Source organism: Streptomyces sp. NRRL B-24572, from assembly GCF_002156145.1.
GTDB lineage: Bacteria > Actinomycetota > Actinomycetes > Streptomycetales > Streptomycetaceae > Streptomyces > Streptomyces vietnamensis.
Genome location: NZ_MWIG01000082.1, coordinates 1 through 17941 on the forward strand (window position 1 = coordinate 1; position 17941 = coordinate 17941).

A 17941-nucleotide genomic window follows, 5' to 3' on the forward strand; every position below is an offset into this window, starting at 1 on the left:
GGGGCAGATAGGTGACGGGCATCGCGGTGCGGTCCTCGGCCTGCACGGCGTCGCACACCGCCGAGCCCGTCACCGTGGAGCCGTCGGCCAGGTGGAGTGTGGGCCGGGGAAGGCCGGCGCCGCCGTCCGGTTCGGTGTTGCGGTCCGGGAGATAGACCCGGTAGACGAGCGAGATCTCACGCTGGCCGGCGACACCGGCGTACAGCGTGTTGGGCGCGCGGTCGGCGGGATCGGCGGGAGCGCCGCTGCCCGTCACGGTCGCGGTGTACGAACGCTTGGCGTGGGCGGCCCGGTCGGCGCCCGGCAGATAAGGGTTGCGGGAGCCGGGATCCGGAACGGTGGAGACGTCGTTGAGCGCATCCGTCGGAGCGTGGGTCGCTGTGGCGTAGCTGTTCAGGGACTGGTAGCGGGCATGCGCGAACTCGTGGTCGAAGCTGAGGTGCGCTCCGGGCGGGAGAGTGAATATCGCGGCCCAGTAGCGGGCGCCAGAGTCCGGAAAGGCGTAGTTGTCATCCGACTCGTCGACCCGGCCGGTGGGGCCGAACCAGAAGCAGCCCGCCGCCGCGGCCCCCGGGTCGCGGCCCTCCGGCCGGTCGGCGGCCTCGGCGGCGGGGAACAGCGTGGGGGCGGTGGCGAGTGAGAGAGCCCCCGCCAGAGCACCGAGCCTGGACAGCGATGAGCGCATGGGACTCCATTCCAGAGGAAGCAGCGTCGGGGGTACGTGTGCCTGCGGCTCACGTGTGCCTGCGGCTGAGGTGGAACGAGACGCTAACGACCGATGGAACACTCGTCAATGATGTTCCACATGGTTCAGGTGCGAAAGATGTTCACCTGTCCGTGGCGAGCCCATAAGATGCCGTCATGACATCCACCGGGGAGCCGCCGAAGGACTACCTGCCGTCTCTTGCGCGGCCGAGTCGCGAGCAGGCGCTGGACTTCGCGAAGAGGATGTTCGTGCACGGCGACCGCGTCGACATGCGCACCCTGGCGGGCGCCCTGGGGGTGGGCCGCACCACGCTCTACCGCTGGGTCGGTGACCGTGAGCAGCTCATCGGACACGTCCTGGCCGAACTCACCCGGCAGACCTGGCTGGCCGTCGCCGACCACGCCGAAGGCGAAGGCCTCGAACGGGCCTTGGACACACTCCGCCGCTTCATGGTGGCGACCGCCGACTTTCCTCCGCTGCGGCAGTTCGCGCAGAACGAGCCCGCCGTGGCCCTTCGCGTCCTGATGGCCGAAAACGGGGCCGTGAGCGCCGCCCTGCGGGAGGGCATCGCACGCGCCATGGCGGAGAACCTGACCGCTGAAGTGGATCCCGAGCGCATTGACATCCTCGTGCAGCTCGGCACGGCCATGGAATGGGCGCCGGTCGTCATCGGCGAGGCCCCGGCCATCGACCGCGCCATCGCCTTGATGCGCAGCCTCCTTCGCGGTGCGGGCTGACGCGGTGCAGGTCTCCCGCCGCGATCATCTCGTCAATCCTGGCCGCATCCTCCGCCGCTGACGTGCGGAAGAGCTGGTCGTGCGGCCGGGTGCAGGGCGACGTTCGTACCCGACCTCATCCCTGCGCTTCGCCGAGCGGCTACAGCGCCGCGCCGTCACCTTTGCTGGCCGCCATCTCCTCGACGCCGCTGCCCACCGCATCCGACGTGATCCCGACACTGAGGAAGCCGTAATTGCCTCCATCATTAGCCCCGACAACATGGATACCGGTACGGTGGCATGGGTCTCCTGCAACCGCACCGCGGTATCCAGTGATTCAGCTCATCGCCAGGTTCTCCTGGCCGCCGCGACCGGGCTTCCCGTCGACGTAGTCACCACCCTGACACCGCTCGCTGACAGAGACTCCGTACTACACGACACCTCGGCCGATCAGATTTGCCGTTCTGGATCTCCTCGACGCCACTCGGTGATCCCGGCGCATCCCAGGAATTCTTAAGAGTCTTGTGGTAGGCGAGGCATTCTGCGCCAATCAAGCCAGCATGGCCGCAGTGCGCGTGTGACGCCGTTGGTGCCGTCGCGCAGCGTCATGAGACCGCCCCGCGTGTCTTTTTGCGCTTGCCATTCATACGACCATTCGGCATCGCTCTTCTAGCCACCGTCGGACCTCCGTCGGCGAGAACCGGAGCTGTTGGCCCACGCGGAATCTCGGCAGTTCTTCCTTGAGATGGTTGTCGTATACCCGAGAAGCTGGCTTCCTGAGATGGGCGGCAAGCGCCTTGACGTCCTGCATCGGCTCACTCGCAAATAATTCCCCTACGCTTGCTTCAGCTGCTCGCGACGACGGTAGTGAGCAAGACGGCCGCACCAAGTGAGTGGACGTCGTCCCGGCGACGAGGGGCGCGGGTCAGCACCGATCCAGCGCGACGCACCCGAACGGACCGGAACGGGAGTCAGCACCAGGTCAGCACCAGGTCAGCACCAGCGCGTCCGCGCTCGATGTGCCTCACGCGGTCCGTGCTTCTGACCTGCATGTTTGTGCGGGAGGGTGCCGCGTGGCAAGCGACGCCCTCCCATTGGGAGAACATCTGGCTGCGGACGAAGCGCTACGACGCGAACGGCAAGGTCAGAAGCGGTACGGGCGGGGTCTGCTACCTCTACTGGCCCACCGAGCCGGGGCCGGGCCGGCGTCGCGTGCTGCAGGAGCTCGGCCTGGTGTGAGCACGTGCGGGCAGGCGGGACGGCAGCCGCTCGATCGGAGGAAAGGCTGAGAACCGCCTGCGCGCGATGATCATGGAGTGGCACAGTCGGACCATGCGCAGTGACGAGGCCGACGTGCAGGGATCCGTCATCGAGCTGGCACAGGAGCGGTGGGGGGTCACGCCGACGGGGGAGTTCCCGGCGCGGTTCGCGGAGCCGGGCTGGAGCCACGCGGAGACCGTCGACCGCCGCTGTCCCGCGTGCGGCGGCGAACTCCACGCCCTGCGCAGACCGTACGAGTCCCAGGGCCGCACCTACCAGTACACGGCGCTCGTCTGCCCCGCCTGTCCCACCGCCTTCACCCTCGCCGATCTCGGGGTGAAGCGGTACGACCAGCTGACCGACGCCGTGCCCCGCCAAGGCGGCCGGGCGGCCCGCGTCCGTCCGGCCCCCGCCGTGACCGCCGTCGTCAGGGTCCCGGCGCAGCCGCGTCCGGGCCGTGGTCCGGCGTGGCCCGAGGACCTGGTCGTGCCCGACGCGACCGAGCAGCGCGCCCTGTGGTGGTGCAAGGTCGCCGATCCCGCGTGGCGTCCGGCCGACGCGGCGCTCGCGGCGGCCGAGGACGTGCGGGTGATCCTCCCCGAAGGGCCGGAGTACGAGGAGCTGCGGACGCGGCTGAAGGAGCGGGACGTCCCGTACCGCGTCAGCCGGTACTGGGAGGAGGCCGGGGAGGTCGGCACCGTCAGCGACACCGGCGGGCGTACGGAGCTGGTCGCGGCCGGTCCGGACGGCGCGGCGCCCGCCGCCGGCCCCTGGGCGGCGGCGGCCCGGGACGCCTTCGCCGCCCAGTGGGACGCGCTGGAGGAGCTGCCGGACGGCGACGGCGACGCGTACGTGCCCGTCGGCGAGCTGGTGCCGGCCGATTGGGCCCCTCTCCTTCCGCACCCGTCGTTCAACCCGGTGCAGGCCGCCGCCGTCCCGGTGGTCCTCGAAGGCACCGGGCATCTGGTCGTCGTCGCGCCGACGGGGGCGGGGAAGACCCCGATCGGGATGGTCGCGGCCCTTGAGGCGCACGCCCGCGGACGCAAGGCGGCCTGGCTGGTGCCGCAGCGCTCGCTCACCGACGAACTCGACCGCGAGCTGCGGCTGTGGCGGAGCCGTGGGCTGCGGGTGGTGCGCCTGACCGGTGAGGCCGCGGTGGACACGGAGCTGATCCGGTCGGCCGACGTGTGGGTGGCCACCACCGAGAAGTTCGAGGCGATCTGCCGCGCGGGCTCGCTGCGGGACGCGCTCGCGGAGGTCGGCTGCCTGGTCGTCGACGAGATCCATCTGCTCGGCGACCCGACGCGCGGGGCCGTACTGGAAGCGCTCCTCGCCCGCGTGCGGGAGGACAGCGCGGCCACCCGGATCGTCGGCCTGTCCGCGACCGTCGCCAACGCGGACGAGGTCGCCGAGTGGCTGGGCGCCCGCCTGGTCCGCACCACCTGGCGACCCACCCGGCTCACCTGGCAACTGCCCCTCCTGCCCCCGGTCGACGAGGCGGACCGGGCGGCGCGGGCCGCCGTCCGCACCGGGGCCGCCGTACGCATCGCCCGGCAGGTCACCGCGGACGGCGGCAGCGTCCTCGTCTTCTGCGGCAGCAAGCGCGGGGTCCGGACCACGGCGCTCGCGCTGGCCGCCGACCGGGGCGTGCCGACCGCGGGCGTGGACGCGGACGACGCCGAACTCGTCGAGCGGCTCTGCACCAAGGCCGGCGTACGGCTGCACTACCGGGACTGGCCCTACAAGCGGGAGGCCGAGGAGGCCTTCCGGGCCCGCGAGGCGGAAATCCTGGTCGCCACCTCCACGGTGGCCGCCGGCGTCAACCTCCCCGCCCGCGCGGTGATCGTCTGCGACACGACCCTCGGCCTGGACCGCGTCGAGGTGTCGATGGTCCAGCAGATGTTCGGACGGGCCGGGCGCATCGGCGCCGGAGAGCGCGAGGGCTGGGCGTTCCTGCTCACCGACCCGGCGGAACGGGCGCACTGGCAGGCCCGGTTGGCCGCCGGATACACCGTACGGTCGCGTCTGGACGAGCACCTGGCCGACCACCTCCTCGCCGAGGCCGTGCAGGAGCGTCTTTCGACCCTGGAGGAGGCGGAGACCTGGTGGGCCGGGACCTTCGCCGCGTACCAGGGCCACGACAGCGTCGAACCCCTGCACGAGGCGGCGCAGTTCCTCGCCGAGGTGGGCTGTCTGCGCCCCGCCGCCGACGAGGACCGTCTGGAGCCCACCCCACTGGGCCGGCTGACCAGCCGCTTCATGGTCGACGCCACGATCGCCGACGACCTGGCGACGGCGCTGCGACAGGCCCCGGTACCCGAAGACCCGCTCGCCGCCGAGCAGTTGCTCGCGGCCCTGCTCAGCACCCGCCTCCCCGTACTCGAACAGGCACCCTTCACCGAGCGGGCGAAGTCCGCCCTGCGCCGGGTCCTGCGCGAGACCGAGCGCACGGACGACGAACCGGACGACCCCTGGGGCCTCGGTCCGGGTGAGGAACCGCCGCAGGCCGACGACGAGCAGCGGCCCCAGGCCGGTGACCTGGCCCGCGCGGTCCTGCTGCTCGCGGCGACCCGGCCCAACCTCTTCCGCGGCCGCCCCGCGTACGTCCTCGGCATCCCCGTGGACTCCATGACCGGCATCCTGGAGGAGGGCCGGCGCTACCTGGCCTGGCTCGGCGCGCAGGGCCCCCTCGGCACGGTCCACCCCTGGGTGGCCGTCGTCGCCGGCGACCTCGCGCTGCGCGTCCGCTGGCGGACCCTGGGAGCCCGCCGAGGGGCCGGACGCCTCCTCTGGATGTGCGAGCGCATGGCCACGGCCCCGCTCGCGCCCGGGCTCGTCCCACGCCTGTGGAACGCGGCCCGGGCCCGCGGCATCGACGCGCCCGACTGGAACGGCCCGACGCCGCCGGGCGACTGCGCCCTGACCCCGGACCGCTACCGCGCGCTCCTCGCGGAACGCGCCACCGGCGCCCGCCTCGCCCTCCAGGACGGCACGGTCCGGGTGTGGGCCCCGCCGGGGGCCGTGATCCGCCTGTGGAACGGTGCGACCACCGCCCTGCACCCCGCCGACGCCGAGGAGACCACGCTGCTCCTGCCGCCCGCCGACCCGGCCGACCCGGCGGCGGGGCGCTGCGGCGCCGCCGTCTTCACCCGCGGTGACCGAATGGCGGCAGGCTGGCTGGAAGCGTACGCGGCCCTGCGGGCCTGACCCGTTCGGGAGCCGGCGCCTGCCCGGGACCGCTCTCCGGCGCAACGCCGAAGAGCGGTCCCGGGCCGGGGCACGGCGGCCTTGGGCCGAGAGGTGGTGGTCCTGGATCGAGAGGTGGCGGCCTTGGGTCGAGGGGTGGTGGTCCTGGATCGAGAGGTGGCGGCCTTGGACAGAGAGGCGGTGGTCCCGGGCCGAGACATGGCGGTCCCGACCGAGGCGCGCCGGTCCTGGACCGAGACGCGGTGGTTCCGGACCGAGGCGCGGCGGCCCGGGGACGTGACCGGCGTCCTACCCCGGGGCCGGTCCCGTGGCGCAAGGTGGTCGCCATGACCTCCACCACCCACTCCCGTCTCCTCGTCCGCGCCCGCACGGGCGGCCCCCGCGAGGACGGCCCCAAGATCCTGGAGCACGTCCTCGGCTGGACCCTGGTCGTCCTGCTCGCCGTCCTCGTCACCCGGGCGGGTCTCATGTGACGTGACGCCGGTCGGCCGGCAACCGTGTGGATCCCCGGTGGCCGCGTGATCCTCCGGTACGGAACGGGCATACTCCCCCCGATCGCCGCGCCCCGTGCGCCCGGCAGGGAGGAGCGTCCGACCATGGCCGACAGCACCGCGGACGGCGTCGAGCGCCGACTGCCCACCGACGAGGCCCGGGAGCTGCTCTCCCTGGTGCGTGACATCGCCCGCCGGGAGATCGCCCCGGGCGCCGCGGAGGAGGAGGCCGCCGGCCGCTTCCCCCGCGAGCTGTTCGCGCTGCTCTCCCGCTCCGGGCTGCTCGGGCTGCCGTACGACCCCGAGTACGGCGGGGGCGGCCAGCCGTACGAGGTCTACCTCCAGGTCCTGGAGGAACTCGCCGCCGCCCGGCTCACCGTGGGCCTCGGCGTCAGCGTCCACACGCTGTCCTGCCACGCGCTCGCCGGCTTCGGCACCGAGGCGCAGCGGGCCGCACACCTGCCCGCGATGCTGGGCGGCGGTCTCCTCGGCGCGTACTGCCTCTCCGAACCCTCCGCCGGATCGGACGCGGCGGCCCTGCGGACCCGGGCGGTGCGGGAGGGCGAGGACTGGGTGATCGACGGGACCAAGGCCTGGATCACCCACGGCGGGATCGCGGACTTCTGCACGGTCATGGCCCGTACCGGCGGCCCGGGCGCGCGCGGCATCACCGCCTTCCTCGTGCCGGGGGACGCGCCGGGGCTGAGCGCCGCCCCTCCCGAGCGGAAGATGGGAATGAAGGGCTCTCCCACCGCGCAGCTCCACTTCGACGGGGTGCGGGTCGCCGACGACCGCCGTCTCGGCGCGGAGGGGCAGGGCTTCGCGATCGCGCTCGACGCCCTGGACTCGGGGCGGCTCGGCATCGCCGCCTGTGCCGTGGGCCTGGCCCAGGCGGCCCTGGACGAGGCCGTCTCGTACGCACGGGAGCGCCGCCAGTTCGGCCGGCCGATCGTCGACTTCCAGGGGCTCCGCTTCCTGCTCGCCGACATGGCGACCAAGGTCGAGGCGGGCCGCGCGCTGTACCTGGAGGCGGCGCGGCTCCGGGACGAGGGGCGGGCCTTCGGCCGGTGCGCGGCGATGGCCAAGCTCTTCTGCACGGACGCCGCCATGCAGGTCACGACGGACGCGGTGCAGGTGCTCGGCGGCTACGGCTACACGGCGGACTTTCCCGTGGAGCGGTATCTGCGCGAGGCGAAGATGCTCCAGATCGTCGAGGGGACCAATCAGATCCAGCGCGTGGTCATCGCCCGTCACCTGGTCGGACCAGAGTCCCGCTGACGCGTACGGTGCGGTCCGCCCAGACCGGTCCCGCGGCGAGCCGGGCCCACTCCTGGTCGCGGTGGCCGGGCAGGGTGCGGCCCTGGCTCGCCCAGAGGGAGAGCACGTCCCGGTAGATGGGCGGGTCGGCGGGGACGGGGGGCTTCACCTGCGCATGCGCCGCCTGCCCCTGCACCGGTACGGGAACCGGGACGGGCACGGGGGCCGGTGCGGGTGCCGTCACCGTGGCCATCACCGTCGCCGTCGCCGCCGAGGGCGCCGTCGGCTGGGTCGCCGACGGGGGCGTCGACCGAGGAACCGATTCTTCGCCGCGCGGTTCGGCCTGTCGGTGCCGACCGTAACCGCTGGGAGTGGTGTACAGCGTCGTCATGCCGGGACCAACGCGCCCCGGCGGCCGGGGGTCACCGCCGAGCGGATTCGAGCGGCAGTTCGCCCGGTACCCGGTGCACGACTCTGGTCCCCGGACCGATAGCTGACGTACCGTCAGATCCCATTCGCCGCTCAGGAGGTCAGCCGTGGACGACGACCGGCCCGTCGCGCTCGACGAATACCCCGTGCACCAGGCACCGCTCTCGATGAAGCACCACGTCAGCGGCGACCGAAACGCCTACGACCGGTGCATCTTCCACGTCTTCGACCACACCGGACGCGCCCTGCTCATCGCCGGCCTCGGCGTCTACCCCAACACCGGGGTCGTCGACGCCTACGCCACCCTGCGCACCGGCGACCGGCTGCACGCCGTCCGCGCCTCGGACGCCCTCGGCGACGACCGGATGAACCTCTCCGTCGGCCCGCTCGCCATCACCGTCGACGAACCGCTCAAGCGCCTCTCCCTGTACTGCGCGGCAGACCCCGACGACCCCGACGGCCTCTCCTTCGACCTCACCTGGACCGGCGACTTCCCCGCCGTCTGGGAACCCCACCACACCCAGCGCCACGGCGGCAGGCTCACCCTCGAAGGCCGCCGCTTCGTCCAGGCCGGACACTGCGCGGGCACCATCAGGGCCGGCGGCGAGGAGTTCACCGTCACCGCGGGGGAGTGGACCGGCACCCGCGACCGTAGCTGGGGCGTCCGCCCCCTCCCCGGCGAGGAACCCGGCCGCGCCGCCGAGTTCCGCCCCGAGGGCTTCCACTGGCTCTGGATCCCGATGCGCTTCGAGGACCGCTTCCTCATAGTCATCGCCCAGGAGGACGCCGACGGCTACCGCACCCTCAACGAGGCCCTGCTCGTACGGAGCGGCCACCGCGACGCCCAACTCGGCTGGCCCCGCACCGAGATCACGTACCGGCCCGGCACCCGCCACCCCGAGAGGGCGTCCGTCCACCTCACCGACCCGGCCGGGAAACCCCTGGAGGTCGGCGTCGAGATCCTCGCCTCCTCCCCGCTCGCCGTCGGCGCCGGCTACCCGCCCGCCACCGACTGGCAGCACGGGACCTGGCAGGGCCGCGGCTGGACCGACCGCCGCGTCTACGACCTCTCCGACCCGGCCGCCCATCCCATGGCCGCCTACGGCGTCATCGACCACGCCGCCCGCTTCACCCTCGACGGCCGCACCGGCTACGGCATCTTCGAACACGGCTCCTTCGGCCGCCACGACCCCAGCGGCTTCGCCGACCACACCTCGACAGCCAACTGAGGAGCGTCCTTTGGCCACCGCGCCCCGCCCCCGCACCACCACCCGGGACCCCGAGGAGCTCGGCCGGCGGCTCACCGCCTGGCTGGACCGGCACCTGCCCGGAGCCGGGGTCACCGACCTCGCCGTCCCCGGCTCCAACGGCATGTCCAGCGAGACCCTGCTCTTCGATCTGGACCACCCGGACGCCCCCGTGCGCGGCTGCGCCCTGCGGCTCGCCGCCGACCCCGCCGCGTACACCGTCTTCCCCGTCTACGACATGGCGCGCCAGCACCGCGTGATGCGCCTCGTCGGCGAGCACACCGACGTCCCCGTGCCGCGCGTGCTCTGGCTGGAGGAGGACCCGGAACCGCTCGGCGCCCCCTTCTTCGTGATGGCCCGCGCCGAGGGCCGCGTCCCGCCGGACGTCATGCCCTACACGTACGAGGGGAACTGGCTGCACGCCGCCACCGACGCCGAACGCGCCCACCTGGAGGCCGAGTCCGTCGCCGTACTGGCCAGGCTGCACGACCAGTTCCCCGCGAAGGAGGCCGAGTTCCTGCTGCCCGAAGGCGCCGGGAGCCCGCTGCGGCGCCACGTCGACGCCCAACGCGCCTACTACGCCTGGGTGGTGGAGGGGCTCGCGCCCTCGCCGCTCATCGAGTCGGCCTTCGACTGGCTCGAGGAGCACTGGCCGGCCGACGAGGGCCCCGCCGTCCTCGGCTGGGGCGACGCCCGCATCGGGAACATCGTCTACGACGGATTCACGCCCGCCGCCGTCCTCGACTGGGAGATGGCGGCGTACGTCCCCCGCGAGGTCGACCTCGGCTGGACCGTCTACCTGCACCGCTTCTTCCAGGACCTGACCGTGGGCTTCGGCCAGCCCGGGCTCCCCGGCTTCCTGCGGCGCGACGCGATCGAGCGCCGGTACGCCGAACTGACCGGACACACCCCGCGCGACATGGAGTTCCACACGCTCTACGCGGCGCTGCGGCACGCGATCGTGATGCTCAGGATCGCGTACCGCCAGGCCCACTTCGGCGAGGTCGAGGTGCCCGGTGACCCCGACGGCCTGATCCTGCACCACGCCACGCTCGCGGCGATGGTGCGGGGAAGCTACTGGTAGTCGGAAGGCTCAGGGCCTGTCCGGCGGATCAGGATCGGACGGGCCCTAGGCCGCGCGCCGCATCTGCGGCACCCGGATCGGACGCGAACCCGGACCGCCGACGTGCGAGAAGGGCTGCGTGCGCCAGTCGAGTCCCTGGGGGAGCGTCAGGAGCAGTGCGGTGTCCTGCTCCTGGACCCCCAGGACGTCGTCGGCGGGGCGGGCCTCGGAGGCCGAGAGCCCCGTGCCCGGGCAGACCGTCAGGACGAAGGGGTTCCACGGCGTCGGGCAGAGGGCGTGCTCCGGCAGCGCGTCCTCGTCCGCGAGCAGCGCGATGGGCTGCACGCACTCCGGGCAGACCACCCGGAACATCTCAAAGGTGTCGTACGCGTCGAGCTCGTCGGACGTGTCGACCGAATCAACAGGCTCCTGCATTGGGAATCTCCCCCTCGGCTGGGTCGGCCGGATCTGTGCGGCCTCGACCACAGCAAGCACTTCCCATGCGGAACTCCGCATAACCGTGAGGCGGTGGTCCAGGCCGGGCGCAAACCTGTGGCGTTCGTCACATGCCTGTCGCAGGTGCCCCGTGACGGGCCATAGCGCCCTATACGGATCGCCCCCGGCTGTGCCCGAGTCGCTCCGGGGCCATAGGGTCACCGCATGGAGGAGCTGGATCGTCAGATCGTGGAGTTGCTCGTCAAGGACGGGCGCATGAGCTACACCGACCTGGGCAAGGCCACCGGCCTGTCCACGTCGGCGGTGCATCAGCGCGTCCGCCGCCTGGAGCAGCGCGGTGTCATCCGCGGCTATGCCGCCGTCGTCGACCCGGAGGCCGTGGGCCTGCCGCTCACCGCGTTCATCTCGGTCAAACCCTTCGACCCCAGCGCCCCCGACGACACCCCCGACCGGCTCGCCGACATCCCGGAGATCGAGGCCTGCCACAGCGTCGCGGGCGACGAGAACTACATCCTCAAGGTCCGGGTCGCCACCCCGCTGGAGCTGGAGCACCTGCTCAGCCGCATCCGCTCCCAGGCCGGGGTCTCCAGCCGCACGACCGTCGTCCTGTCCACCCCGTACGAGGCCAGGCCGCCGCGCATCTGACGCACCCGGCCCACCGAAGGGGGGACCTGCCGGACAAACCGGGTTCCGGCAGGTCCTAGCCTGGTGGGCATGAGCGAGTCCATGCCTCCCGCGTCTCCCGGCGACCACCGCACCGTGCTGCTGCGCGGGGGAGAGGTCCACAGCCCCGCCGACCCCTTCGCCACCGCCATGGTGGTGGAGCGCGGCCACGTCGCCTGGGTGGGTTCCGAGGGCGCGGCCGACGCCTTCGCGTCCGGCGTGGACGAGGTCGTCGACCTGGAGGGCGCGCTCGTCACCCCGGCGTTCGTCGACGCGCACGTGCACACCACCGCCACCGGCTTCGCCCTCACCGGGCTCGACCTGTCCTCCGCCGCCTCGCTCGCCGAGGCCGCCGAGCTGATCCGGGCCCACGCCGCCGCCCGCCCCGAGGACCGCATCCTCATCGGCCACGGCTGGGACGCCTCCCGCTGGCCCGAGCGCCGCCCGCTCACCCGCGCGGAGCTCGACGAACTCACCGGCGGCCGCCCGCTCTACCTGACCCGGATCGACGTCCACTCGGCCGTCGTCACCACCGCCCTCCTCGACCTCGTGCCCGGCGTCCGTGACCTGGACGGCTTCCACGACGGGCAGCGGCCGCTCACCGGGGACGCCCACCACGCCGTGCGCGCCGCCGCCTTCGCGGCGGTCTCTCCCGGCCAGCGCACCGAGGCCCAGCGCGCCGCCCGCGCCCACGCGGTCTCCCTGGGCATCGGCACCCTCCACGAGTGCGGTGGACCGCAGATCTCCTCCGAGGAGGACTTCACCGGCCTCCTGGACCTCGCGCGCGAGGAGGCCGGGCCCCGGGTCGTCGGCTACTGGGCCGACCTCGACGTCGAGCGGGCGCGGGCCCTGGGCGCCCTCGGCGCGGCCGGCGACCTGTTCGCCGACGGTTCCCTCGGCTCCCACACGGCCTGCCTCCACGAGCCGTACGCCGACCACACCGGGCACCGCGGCTCGGCCCACCTGGACGCGGCCGCCATCGCCCTGCACGTCGTCGCCTGCACCGAGGCGGGCCTCCAGGCCGGCTTCCACGCCATCGGGGACGCGGCGGTGACCGCGGTCGTCGAGGGCGTCAGGGCAGCCGCCGAGAAGCTCGGCCTGGCCCGGATCCGGGCCGCCCGGCACCGCGTCGAGCACGTCGAGATGCTCACCCCCGAGACGATCGCCGCCTTCGCCGAACTGGGGCTCACCGCCTCCGTGCAGCCCGCCTTCGACGCCCTCTGGGGCGGCGAGGACGGCATGTACGCCGACCGGCTCGGCGCCGAGCGGGCCCGCACCCTCAACCCGTACGCGGCACTGCTGCGCGCCGGTGTGCCGCTGGCCTTCGGCTCCGACAGCCCGGTCACCCCGCTCGACCCCTGGGGCACCGTCCGCGCCGCCGCCTTCCACCGGACCCCCGAGCACCGGATCTCCGCCCGCGCCGCCTTCACCGCCCACACCCGGGGCGGCTGGCGGGCCGTGGGCCGGGACGACGCCGGGACGCTGGTTCCCGGCGCCCCCGCCGACTACGCGGTCTGGCGCACCGAGGAGCTCGTCGTCCAGGCGCCCGACGACCGGGTCGCCCGCTGGTCCACCGACCCCCGTTCCGGAACGCCCGGTCTGCCCGATCTGTCGCCCGGCGTCGACCTCCCCGTCTGTCTGCGCACGGTGGTGTACGGGCAGACGGTCTTCGAGCGACCGAACGAGTGATATCGGGACATTTCGCACCCCGGACCGTCACCCCGCACGCTTGTCCCCGACCTGCGGATCTTCCCCTCCGGCCTGGCCTTTTGATGTGTCTTCGCAGGTCAAGCGGGTATTGACAGTCGCCGGTCGGGGGCGGGTAGGTTCACCGCGTCCACCACAGGACGTCCGACCGGACCGCACCCCCACGCCGTAGCCGAACGCCGCCCGCGCCTCGGTCGCGAGGGAAAGTTTCTCCGGCGGAAGGTGCGACCCGGGTGGGGCCCGGACGTTCAGTAGACAACGGCTCTCGGGCGATCCGCAGCCAGCGGATCCCGGGTCGGACCGAAGGACGCCCGGCCCCGCACCGCACGTCACCCGTCCCGGTGGTCCCTTCCGTCCGGTCTGTCACCCGGGCCACTCGACCCGCCACGCCGGAGCACCCCGGGGACCTCGCTATGGTGGGGTCCTGCGTATGTATCCGAAGGGGCAGTAGTGAACGACGGTGGCCAGAGGCGTTACGGCCCGCTCGGCAAGGCCTTGGTGATCATTCCGACCTACAACGAGGCGGAGAACATCAAGCCGATCGTCGCGCGGGTGCGGGAGGCCGTACCCGAGGCGCACGTTCTCGTCGCGGACGACAACAGCCCCGACGGCACGGGCAAGTTCGCGGACGAGATCGCGTCCGAGGACGACCATGTGCACGTGCTGCACCGCAAGGGCAAGGAGGGGCTCGGCGCCGCCTACCTCGCCGGCTTCCGGTGGGGCATCGAGCACGGCTACGGCGTCCTCGTCGAGATGGACGCCGACGGCTCCCACCAGCCCGAGGAGCTCCCGCGGCTGCTCACCGCCCTCAAGGGCGCGGACCTGGTCCTCGGCTCCCGCTGGGTGCCGGGCGGCCGGATCGTGAACTGGCCGAAGTCCCGCGAGTTCATCTCCCGGGGCGGCAGCCTCTACTCGCGCGTGATGCTCGACGTCCCGATCCGCGACGTCACCGGCGGCTACCGGGCCTTCCGCAAGGAGACCCTGGAGGGCCTGGGTCTCGAGGACGTGGCCTCGGCGGGCTACTGCTTCCAGGTCGACCTGGCCCGTCGCGCGATCGCCGCCGGCTTCCACGTCGTCGAGGTCCCGATCACCTTCGTGGAGCGCGAGATCGGCGACTCGAAGATGAGCCGCAACATCGTCGTCGAGGCGCTGTGGCGGGTCACCGGATGGGGTCTGACGGCCCGTGCGGAGAAGGTCGGCAAGCTGCTCGGCCGCAAGTCCTCCTGACGTCCGGCCGGCTTCCGCGCCGGCCCTTCGCACTGATCCTTCCTTTACGACGTTCCGGCGGGGCGCCAGGCACACTGGGGACCATGACGACCGGCGCACCGCCTCCCCTCGCCCCGAAGCGCTCACGCGCGCGTACGTTCCTTCCGCTCGGCGTCGCCGCCTGGCTGGTCCTGGAGATCTGGCTGCTCACGGTGGTGGCGAACGCGGCGGGCGGACTGACCGTCCTCCTCCTGCTCGTCGGCGGTGCCGTGCTCGGCGCCGCCGTCGTCAAGCGGGCGGGCCGCCGCGCCTTCCGCAACCTCACCTCGACCTTCCAGCAGGCCCAGGCGGCCGCACAGAGCGGCGTGGCGCCCTCGCCCGCCGACCGGGCCGGCGCGGACGACCGCAACGGCTTCCTGATGCTGGGCGGCCTGCTCCTGATGATCCCCGGCTTCCTCTCGGACGCGGCCGGTCTGCTCCTGCTGATCCCGCAGGTCCGCTCGTTCCTCGGGCGGTACGCGGAGAAGGCCGTCGAGCGCCGGATGAGCGCCGCGCCTCCCGGCAGCCTCCAGGACGCCTTCCAGCAGGCCCGTATCCACCGGCCGGACGGGAAGGTGGTCCAGGGCGAGGTCATCCGCGAGGGCGCGCCCCAGGGCCCTCGCCGACCCGAGGAGCCCCGCCCGCCGCTGATGCCCTGATCCGTGCGCGCGCCACGGGCGCGGAAACGCCGCGGGGCCCGGTACACGAATCGTGTACCGGGCCCCGCGGCGTTGTGCTCTTGCGGCGGTCCGCTAGGCGGACTTGCGGCTGTCGCGCGGATGCACGGCGATGTTCATGGCGCCGGAACGCAGGACGGCCAGCCTCTCGGCGAGGACCTCCTCCAGCTCCTCGCGGGTGCGCCGCTCCATGAGCATGTCCCAGTGCGTACGCGCAGGCTTGCCCTTCTTCTCCTCAGGTCCGTCCCCGTCAACCAGGAGTGCCTGGATTCCGCAGACCTTGCACTCCCACTCCGGCGGAATCTCCGCCTCGACCGAGAAGGGCATCTCAAAGCGATGTCCCTTCTCGCATGCGTACTCCACCGCCTGGCGCGGGGCCAGATCGATGCCGCGGTCGGTCTCGTAGCTCGTCACCACGAGGCGCGTGCCGCGAAGAGCTCGCTCACTCATGAATCGTGCCTCCCGGGCTTGTCGCCCACAGGACAGGTGTCGCTGTCGTCGTTATCCGGTCAACGTCCGGTCGGCGGTAAAGATTCCCGTGCCGGGTCATGCGTCGCCCGTCGTGCCGCCCCTTGTTGTACCCACCAGTGCCCGTTTTGTCACATCCGACGGCAGATGTGACCGGGTGTCTTCACCAAAGCAGCACGCAGTAACGGTCCGCCTGGCAGGCCAAACGCGTACACTACCGCCCTTTCACCGCCACGTCTAAATGCGGTCGGGTATCGGGTTCCCCGCGGCCGCCACCGCACGCCGGACCGGGACCCGGGCGAGCAGCGTGAAACCGACGGCGAAGAAGATCACCAGGGAGATGATGGCATCCCGGTAGCTTCCGGTCAGCTGATACGCGAGACCGAACACGAGCGGACCCAGCCAGCTGAGCCCGCGATCGCTCATCTCGTACGCCGAGAAGTACTCCGCCTCCTTGCCGCGCGGTATCAGATGCGAGAACAGCGAGCGCGACAACGCCTGGCTGCCGCCCATGACCAGGCCGATGGCGGCCGCCAGCCAGTAGAAGAACACCGGCGAGTTCGCCGGCAGGAAGTAGCCCGCCGCCAGGATCAGCGTCCAGACCGCCAGCGAGCCCAGAATCGTCCGCTTGGCGCCGTACACCCGGGCGAGTCGCCCCATCCCGAGGGCGCCCGCCACCGCGAGCACCTGGACGAGCAGGACCGCCGTGATGAGCGTCGTCTGGTCGAGCTCCAGCTCCTCGGAGCCGTAGATCGAGGCCTGCGAGATCACCGTCTGGATGCCGTCGTTGTAGATCAGGTACGCGAGGAGGAAGGAGAGCGTCAGCGGATGCCGGCGCATGTCCTTCAAGGTCGCCCGCAGCTGGCCCCAGCCGCTGCCGACCGCGCCCTCGCCGGACCGCCCGGCTCCCTCCGGGCGGGCCTGCCGGTCGCGCAGTCGGCGCAGCGGCACGAGGGTGAAGGCGCCCCACCACAGACCGGCCGAGGCCAGGCAGATGCGGACCGCCTCGCCCTCCGAGAGGCCGAAGGAGTCGTGCCCCGAGTAGAGGACCAGGTTCAGGACGAGGACCAGCGCGCCGGACGTGTAGCCGAAGGCCCAGCCGCGCGAGGAGACCGCGTCCCGCTCGTCGGGCTCGGCGATCTGCGGCAGATAGGCGTTGTAGAGCACCATCGAGACCGACAGCGAGGCGTTCGCCACGATCAACAGGAAGGTGCCGAGCAGGTAGCGCTCGCCCGCCAGGAAGAACATCCCCGTCGTGGCCGCCGCTCCCAGGTACGCCGACGCCGCGAGCAGCGGCTTCTTCCGGCCCGCACGGTCCGCCACCGCGCCCACCAGCGGCATCACCACGACCGCGACCACGATCGAGGCGGACACGGCGTACGCGAAGAGCGAGCCCGCCCGCACCGGGATCCCCAGCGGGTGCACGTACCCGTGGGCGTCGGCGGCCGCCTCGGCCACCGAGGTCAGGTACGGGCCCAGGAACACGGTGAGCACGCTCGTCGAGTACACCGAGCACGCGAAGTCGTAGAAGTACCAGCCCCGCTGCTCGCGCTTGCGCTCGGCGGGATCGGAGGCGTACTCCTCCGGCTCGATGGTGTCTGCGGTCAAGGCCACGCCCCCCTCGTTCGTTCCCGTGGCCGGGACGCGGCTCAGATCCACGCTCCCCGGTCGGTGAGCACGCCGCGCAGCGTCTCCAGGTGATCGGTCATGATGCCATCGACCCCCAGGTCGAGGAGAGAGTTCATCCGGGCCGGATCGTTCACGGTCCACACGTGGACCTGGAGCCCGCGCGCGTGCGCCTCCCGTACGAACCGCCGGTCGACCACCGGGACCCCCGCCTGGCGCTCCGGGACCTGCGCCGCCACGGCGCCCGCCCGCAGCGCCGCCGGGATCCCCCAGGAGCGCAGCCGCAGCCCGACCACGCCGCGCACCCCGTACGAGGTGGCGAGCCGTGGACCGGCCAGGCGCTGGGCCCGCGCGATCCGGGACTCGGTGAAGGAGCCCACGCAGACCCGGTCCCAGGCGCCTGTCCTGCGGATCAGGTCGACCAGCGGGGCCAGGGCGGACTCGGCCTTGAGGTCCACGTTCCAGCGGGCCTCGGGGAACTCCTCCAGGAGGTCCGCGAAGAGCGGCAGGGGCTCGGAGCCGGCCACGCGGGCCTCCCGTACGGCCGCCCACGGCAGGTCGCCGATCCGGCCCGAGGTGTCCGTCACCCGGTCGAGGGTCGCGTCGTGGAAGGCGACGAGCACCCCGTCGGACGTCGTGTGCACATCGGTCTCGAAATAGCGGTAGCCCGCCGCGGCGGCCCGGCGGAAGGCGGCCGCGGTGTTCTCCAGGCCGTTCGCCGTG

Annotated in this window: 16 protein-coding genes and 1 pseudogene; 11 read left to right on the forward strand and 6 right to left on the reverse strand. The window is 72.6% G+C overall.

Annotation, left to right across the window (positions count from 1 at the left end; all coding sequences use genetic code 11):
- Window positions 1–685: hypothetical protein (locus CCN56_RS05230; protein WP_256961767.1), on the reverse strand; the 685-nt coding region annotated here is incomplete at its 3' end.
- A gap of 176 nt (window positions 686–861) precedes the next feature.
- Between CCN56_RS05230 and CCN56_RS05235 the strand changes: the two genes are divergently transcribed.
- The 5 genes and pseudogenes from CCN56_RS05235 (at window position 862) to CCN56_RS05250 (ending at window position 7658) form a co-directional block, all read left to right on the forward strand.
- A complete protein-coding gene (locus tag CCN56_RS05235) occupies window positions 862–1443 on the forward strand; it encodes a QsdR family transcriptional regulator (protein WP_143664434.1) in 582 nt (193 codons plus the stop codon).
- Window positions 1444–2517: 1074 nt separating this feature from the next.
- Window positions 2518–2661, forward strand: a pseudogene (locus CCN56_RS42500) (peptidase C39 family protein); the annotation flags it as partial.
- Between the two features lie 93 nt (window positions 2662–2754).
- Window positions 2755–5889 carry a DEAD/DEAH box helicase gene (locus tag CCN56_RS05245; protein WP_256961769.1) on the forward strand — a complete coding sequence of 1045 codons (3135 nt, stop codon included), beginning with the start codon at window positions 2755–2757 and terminating at the stop codon, window positions 5887–5889.
- Window positions 5890–6215: 326 nt separating this feature from the next.
- Window positions 6216–6362: an SCO1431 family membrane protein gene (locus CCN56_RS41670; RefSeq protein WP_107484094.1), complete on the forward strand. Its 147-nt coding sequence runs from the start codon at window positions 6216–6218 to the stop codon at window positions 6360–6362.
- A 123-nt stretch (window positions 6363–6485) separates the two neighbouring features.
- Window positions 6486–7658: an acyl-CoA dehydrogenase family protein gene (locus CCN56_RS05250; protein ID WP_086824070.1), complete on the forward strand. Its 1173-nt coding sequence runs from the start codon at window positions 6486–6488 to the stop codon at window positions 7656–7658.
- On the opposite strand, the gene CCN56_RS45540 is transcribed toward CCN56_RS05250, so the two are convergent.
- The gene (locus CCN56_RS45540) at window positions 7621–8028 is read right to left on the reverse strand and encodes a hypothetical protein (RefSeq protein WP_306300586.1); all 408 of its coding nucleotides are present in this window, start codon (window positions 8026–8028) and stop codon (window positions 7621–7623) included. The two genes, CCN56_RS05250 and CCN56_RS45540, sit on opposite strands and share 38 nt — an antisense overlap.
- A 145-nt stretch (window positions 8029–8173) precedes the next feature.
- On the opposite strand from CCN56_RS45540, the gene CCN56_RS05260 reads away from it, so the two are divergent.
- Complete coding sequence (locus tag CCN56_RS05260; protein WP_086824072.1) at window positions 8174–9295, forward strand: hypothetical protein; 1122 nt, start codon at window positions 8174–8176, stop codon at window positions 9293–9295.
- 10 nt (window positions 9296–9305) lie between these two features.
- Complete coding sequence (locus CCN56_RS05265) at window positions 9306–10397, forward strand: phosphotransferase family protein (RefSeq protein ID WP_086824074.1); 1092 nt, start codon at window positions 9306–9308, stop codon at window positions 10395–10397.
- 45 nt (window positions 10398–10442) lie between these two features.
- Here CCN56_RS05265 and CCN56_RS05270 read toward each other — a convergent pair whose 3' ends face one another.
- Entirely contained in the window at window positions 10443–10811 is a 369-nt protein-coding gene (locus CCN56_RS05270; RefSeq protein ID WP_107484095.1) for a hypothetical protein, read from the reverse strand.
- Window positions 10812–11036: 225 nt separating this feature from the next.
- Between CCN56_RS05270 and CCN56_RS05275 the strand changes: the two genes are divergently transcribed.
- The 4 genes from CCN56_RS05275 to fxsA all read left to right on the forward strand — a co-directional run bounded on the left by CCN56_RS05275 (window position 11037) and on the right by fxsA (window position 15106).
- Window positions 11037–11477, forward strand: a complete 441-nt coding sequence (locus tag CCN56_RS05275; RefSeq protein WP_017242178.1) for an Lrp/AsnC family transcriptional regulator — start codon at window positions 11037–11039, stop codon at window positions 11475–11477.
- 69 nt (window positions 11478–11546) lie between these two features.
- Window positions 11547–13184, forward strand: coding sequence for an amidohydrolase (locus CCN56_RS05280; RefSeq protein ID WP_179199695.1), 1638 nt, complete (start codon window positions 11547–11549; stop codon window positions 13182–13184).
- 468 nt (window positions 13185–13652) lie between these two features.
- Window positions 13653–14429: a polyprenol monophosphomannose synthase gene (locus CCN56_RS05285; RefSeq protein WP_086824078.1), complete on the forward strand. Its 777-nt coding sequence runs from the start codon at window positions 13653–13655 to the stop codon at window positions 14427–14429.
- Window positions 14430–14512: 83 nt separating this feature from the next.
- Complete coding sequence (fxsA, locus tag CCN56_RS05290) at window positions 14513–15106, forward strand: FxsA family membrane protein (protein ID WP_086824080.1); 594 nt, start codon at window positions 14513–14515, stop codon at window positions 15104–15106.
- 93 nt (window positions 15107–15199) lie between these two features.
- On the opposite strand, the gene CCN56_RS05295 is transcribed toward fxsA, so the two are convergent.
- From CCN56_RS05295 to CCN56_RS05305, 3 genes are all read right to left on the reverse strand, one after another.
- Entirely contained in the window at window positions 15200–15574 is a 375-nt protein-coding gene (locus CCN56_RS05295) for an RNA polymerase-binding protein RbpA (RefSeq protein WP_015032218.1), read from the reverse strand.
- 255 nt (window positions 15575–15829) lie between these two features.
- Window positions 15830–17200 carry an MFS transporter gene (locus CCN56_RS05300; protein WP_086824086.1) on the reverse strand — a complete coding sequence of 457 codons (1371 nt, stop codon included), beginning with the start codon at window positions 17198–17200 and terminating at the stop codon, window positions 15830–15832.
- A 41-nt stretch (window positions 17201–17241) separates the two neighbouring features.
- The coding region (locus CCN56_RS05305) for a glycerophosphodiester phosphodiesterase family protein (protein WP_107484096.1) at window positions 17242–17941 on the reverse strand (700 nt) is incomplete at its 5' end.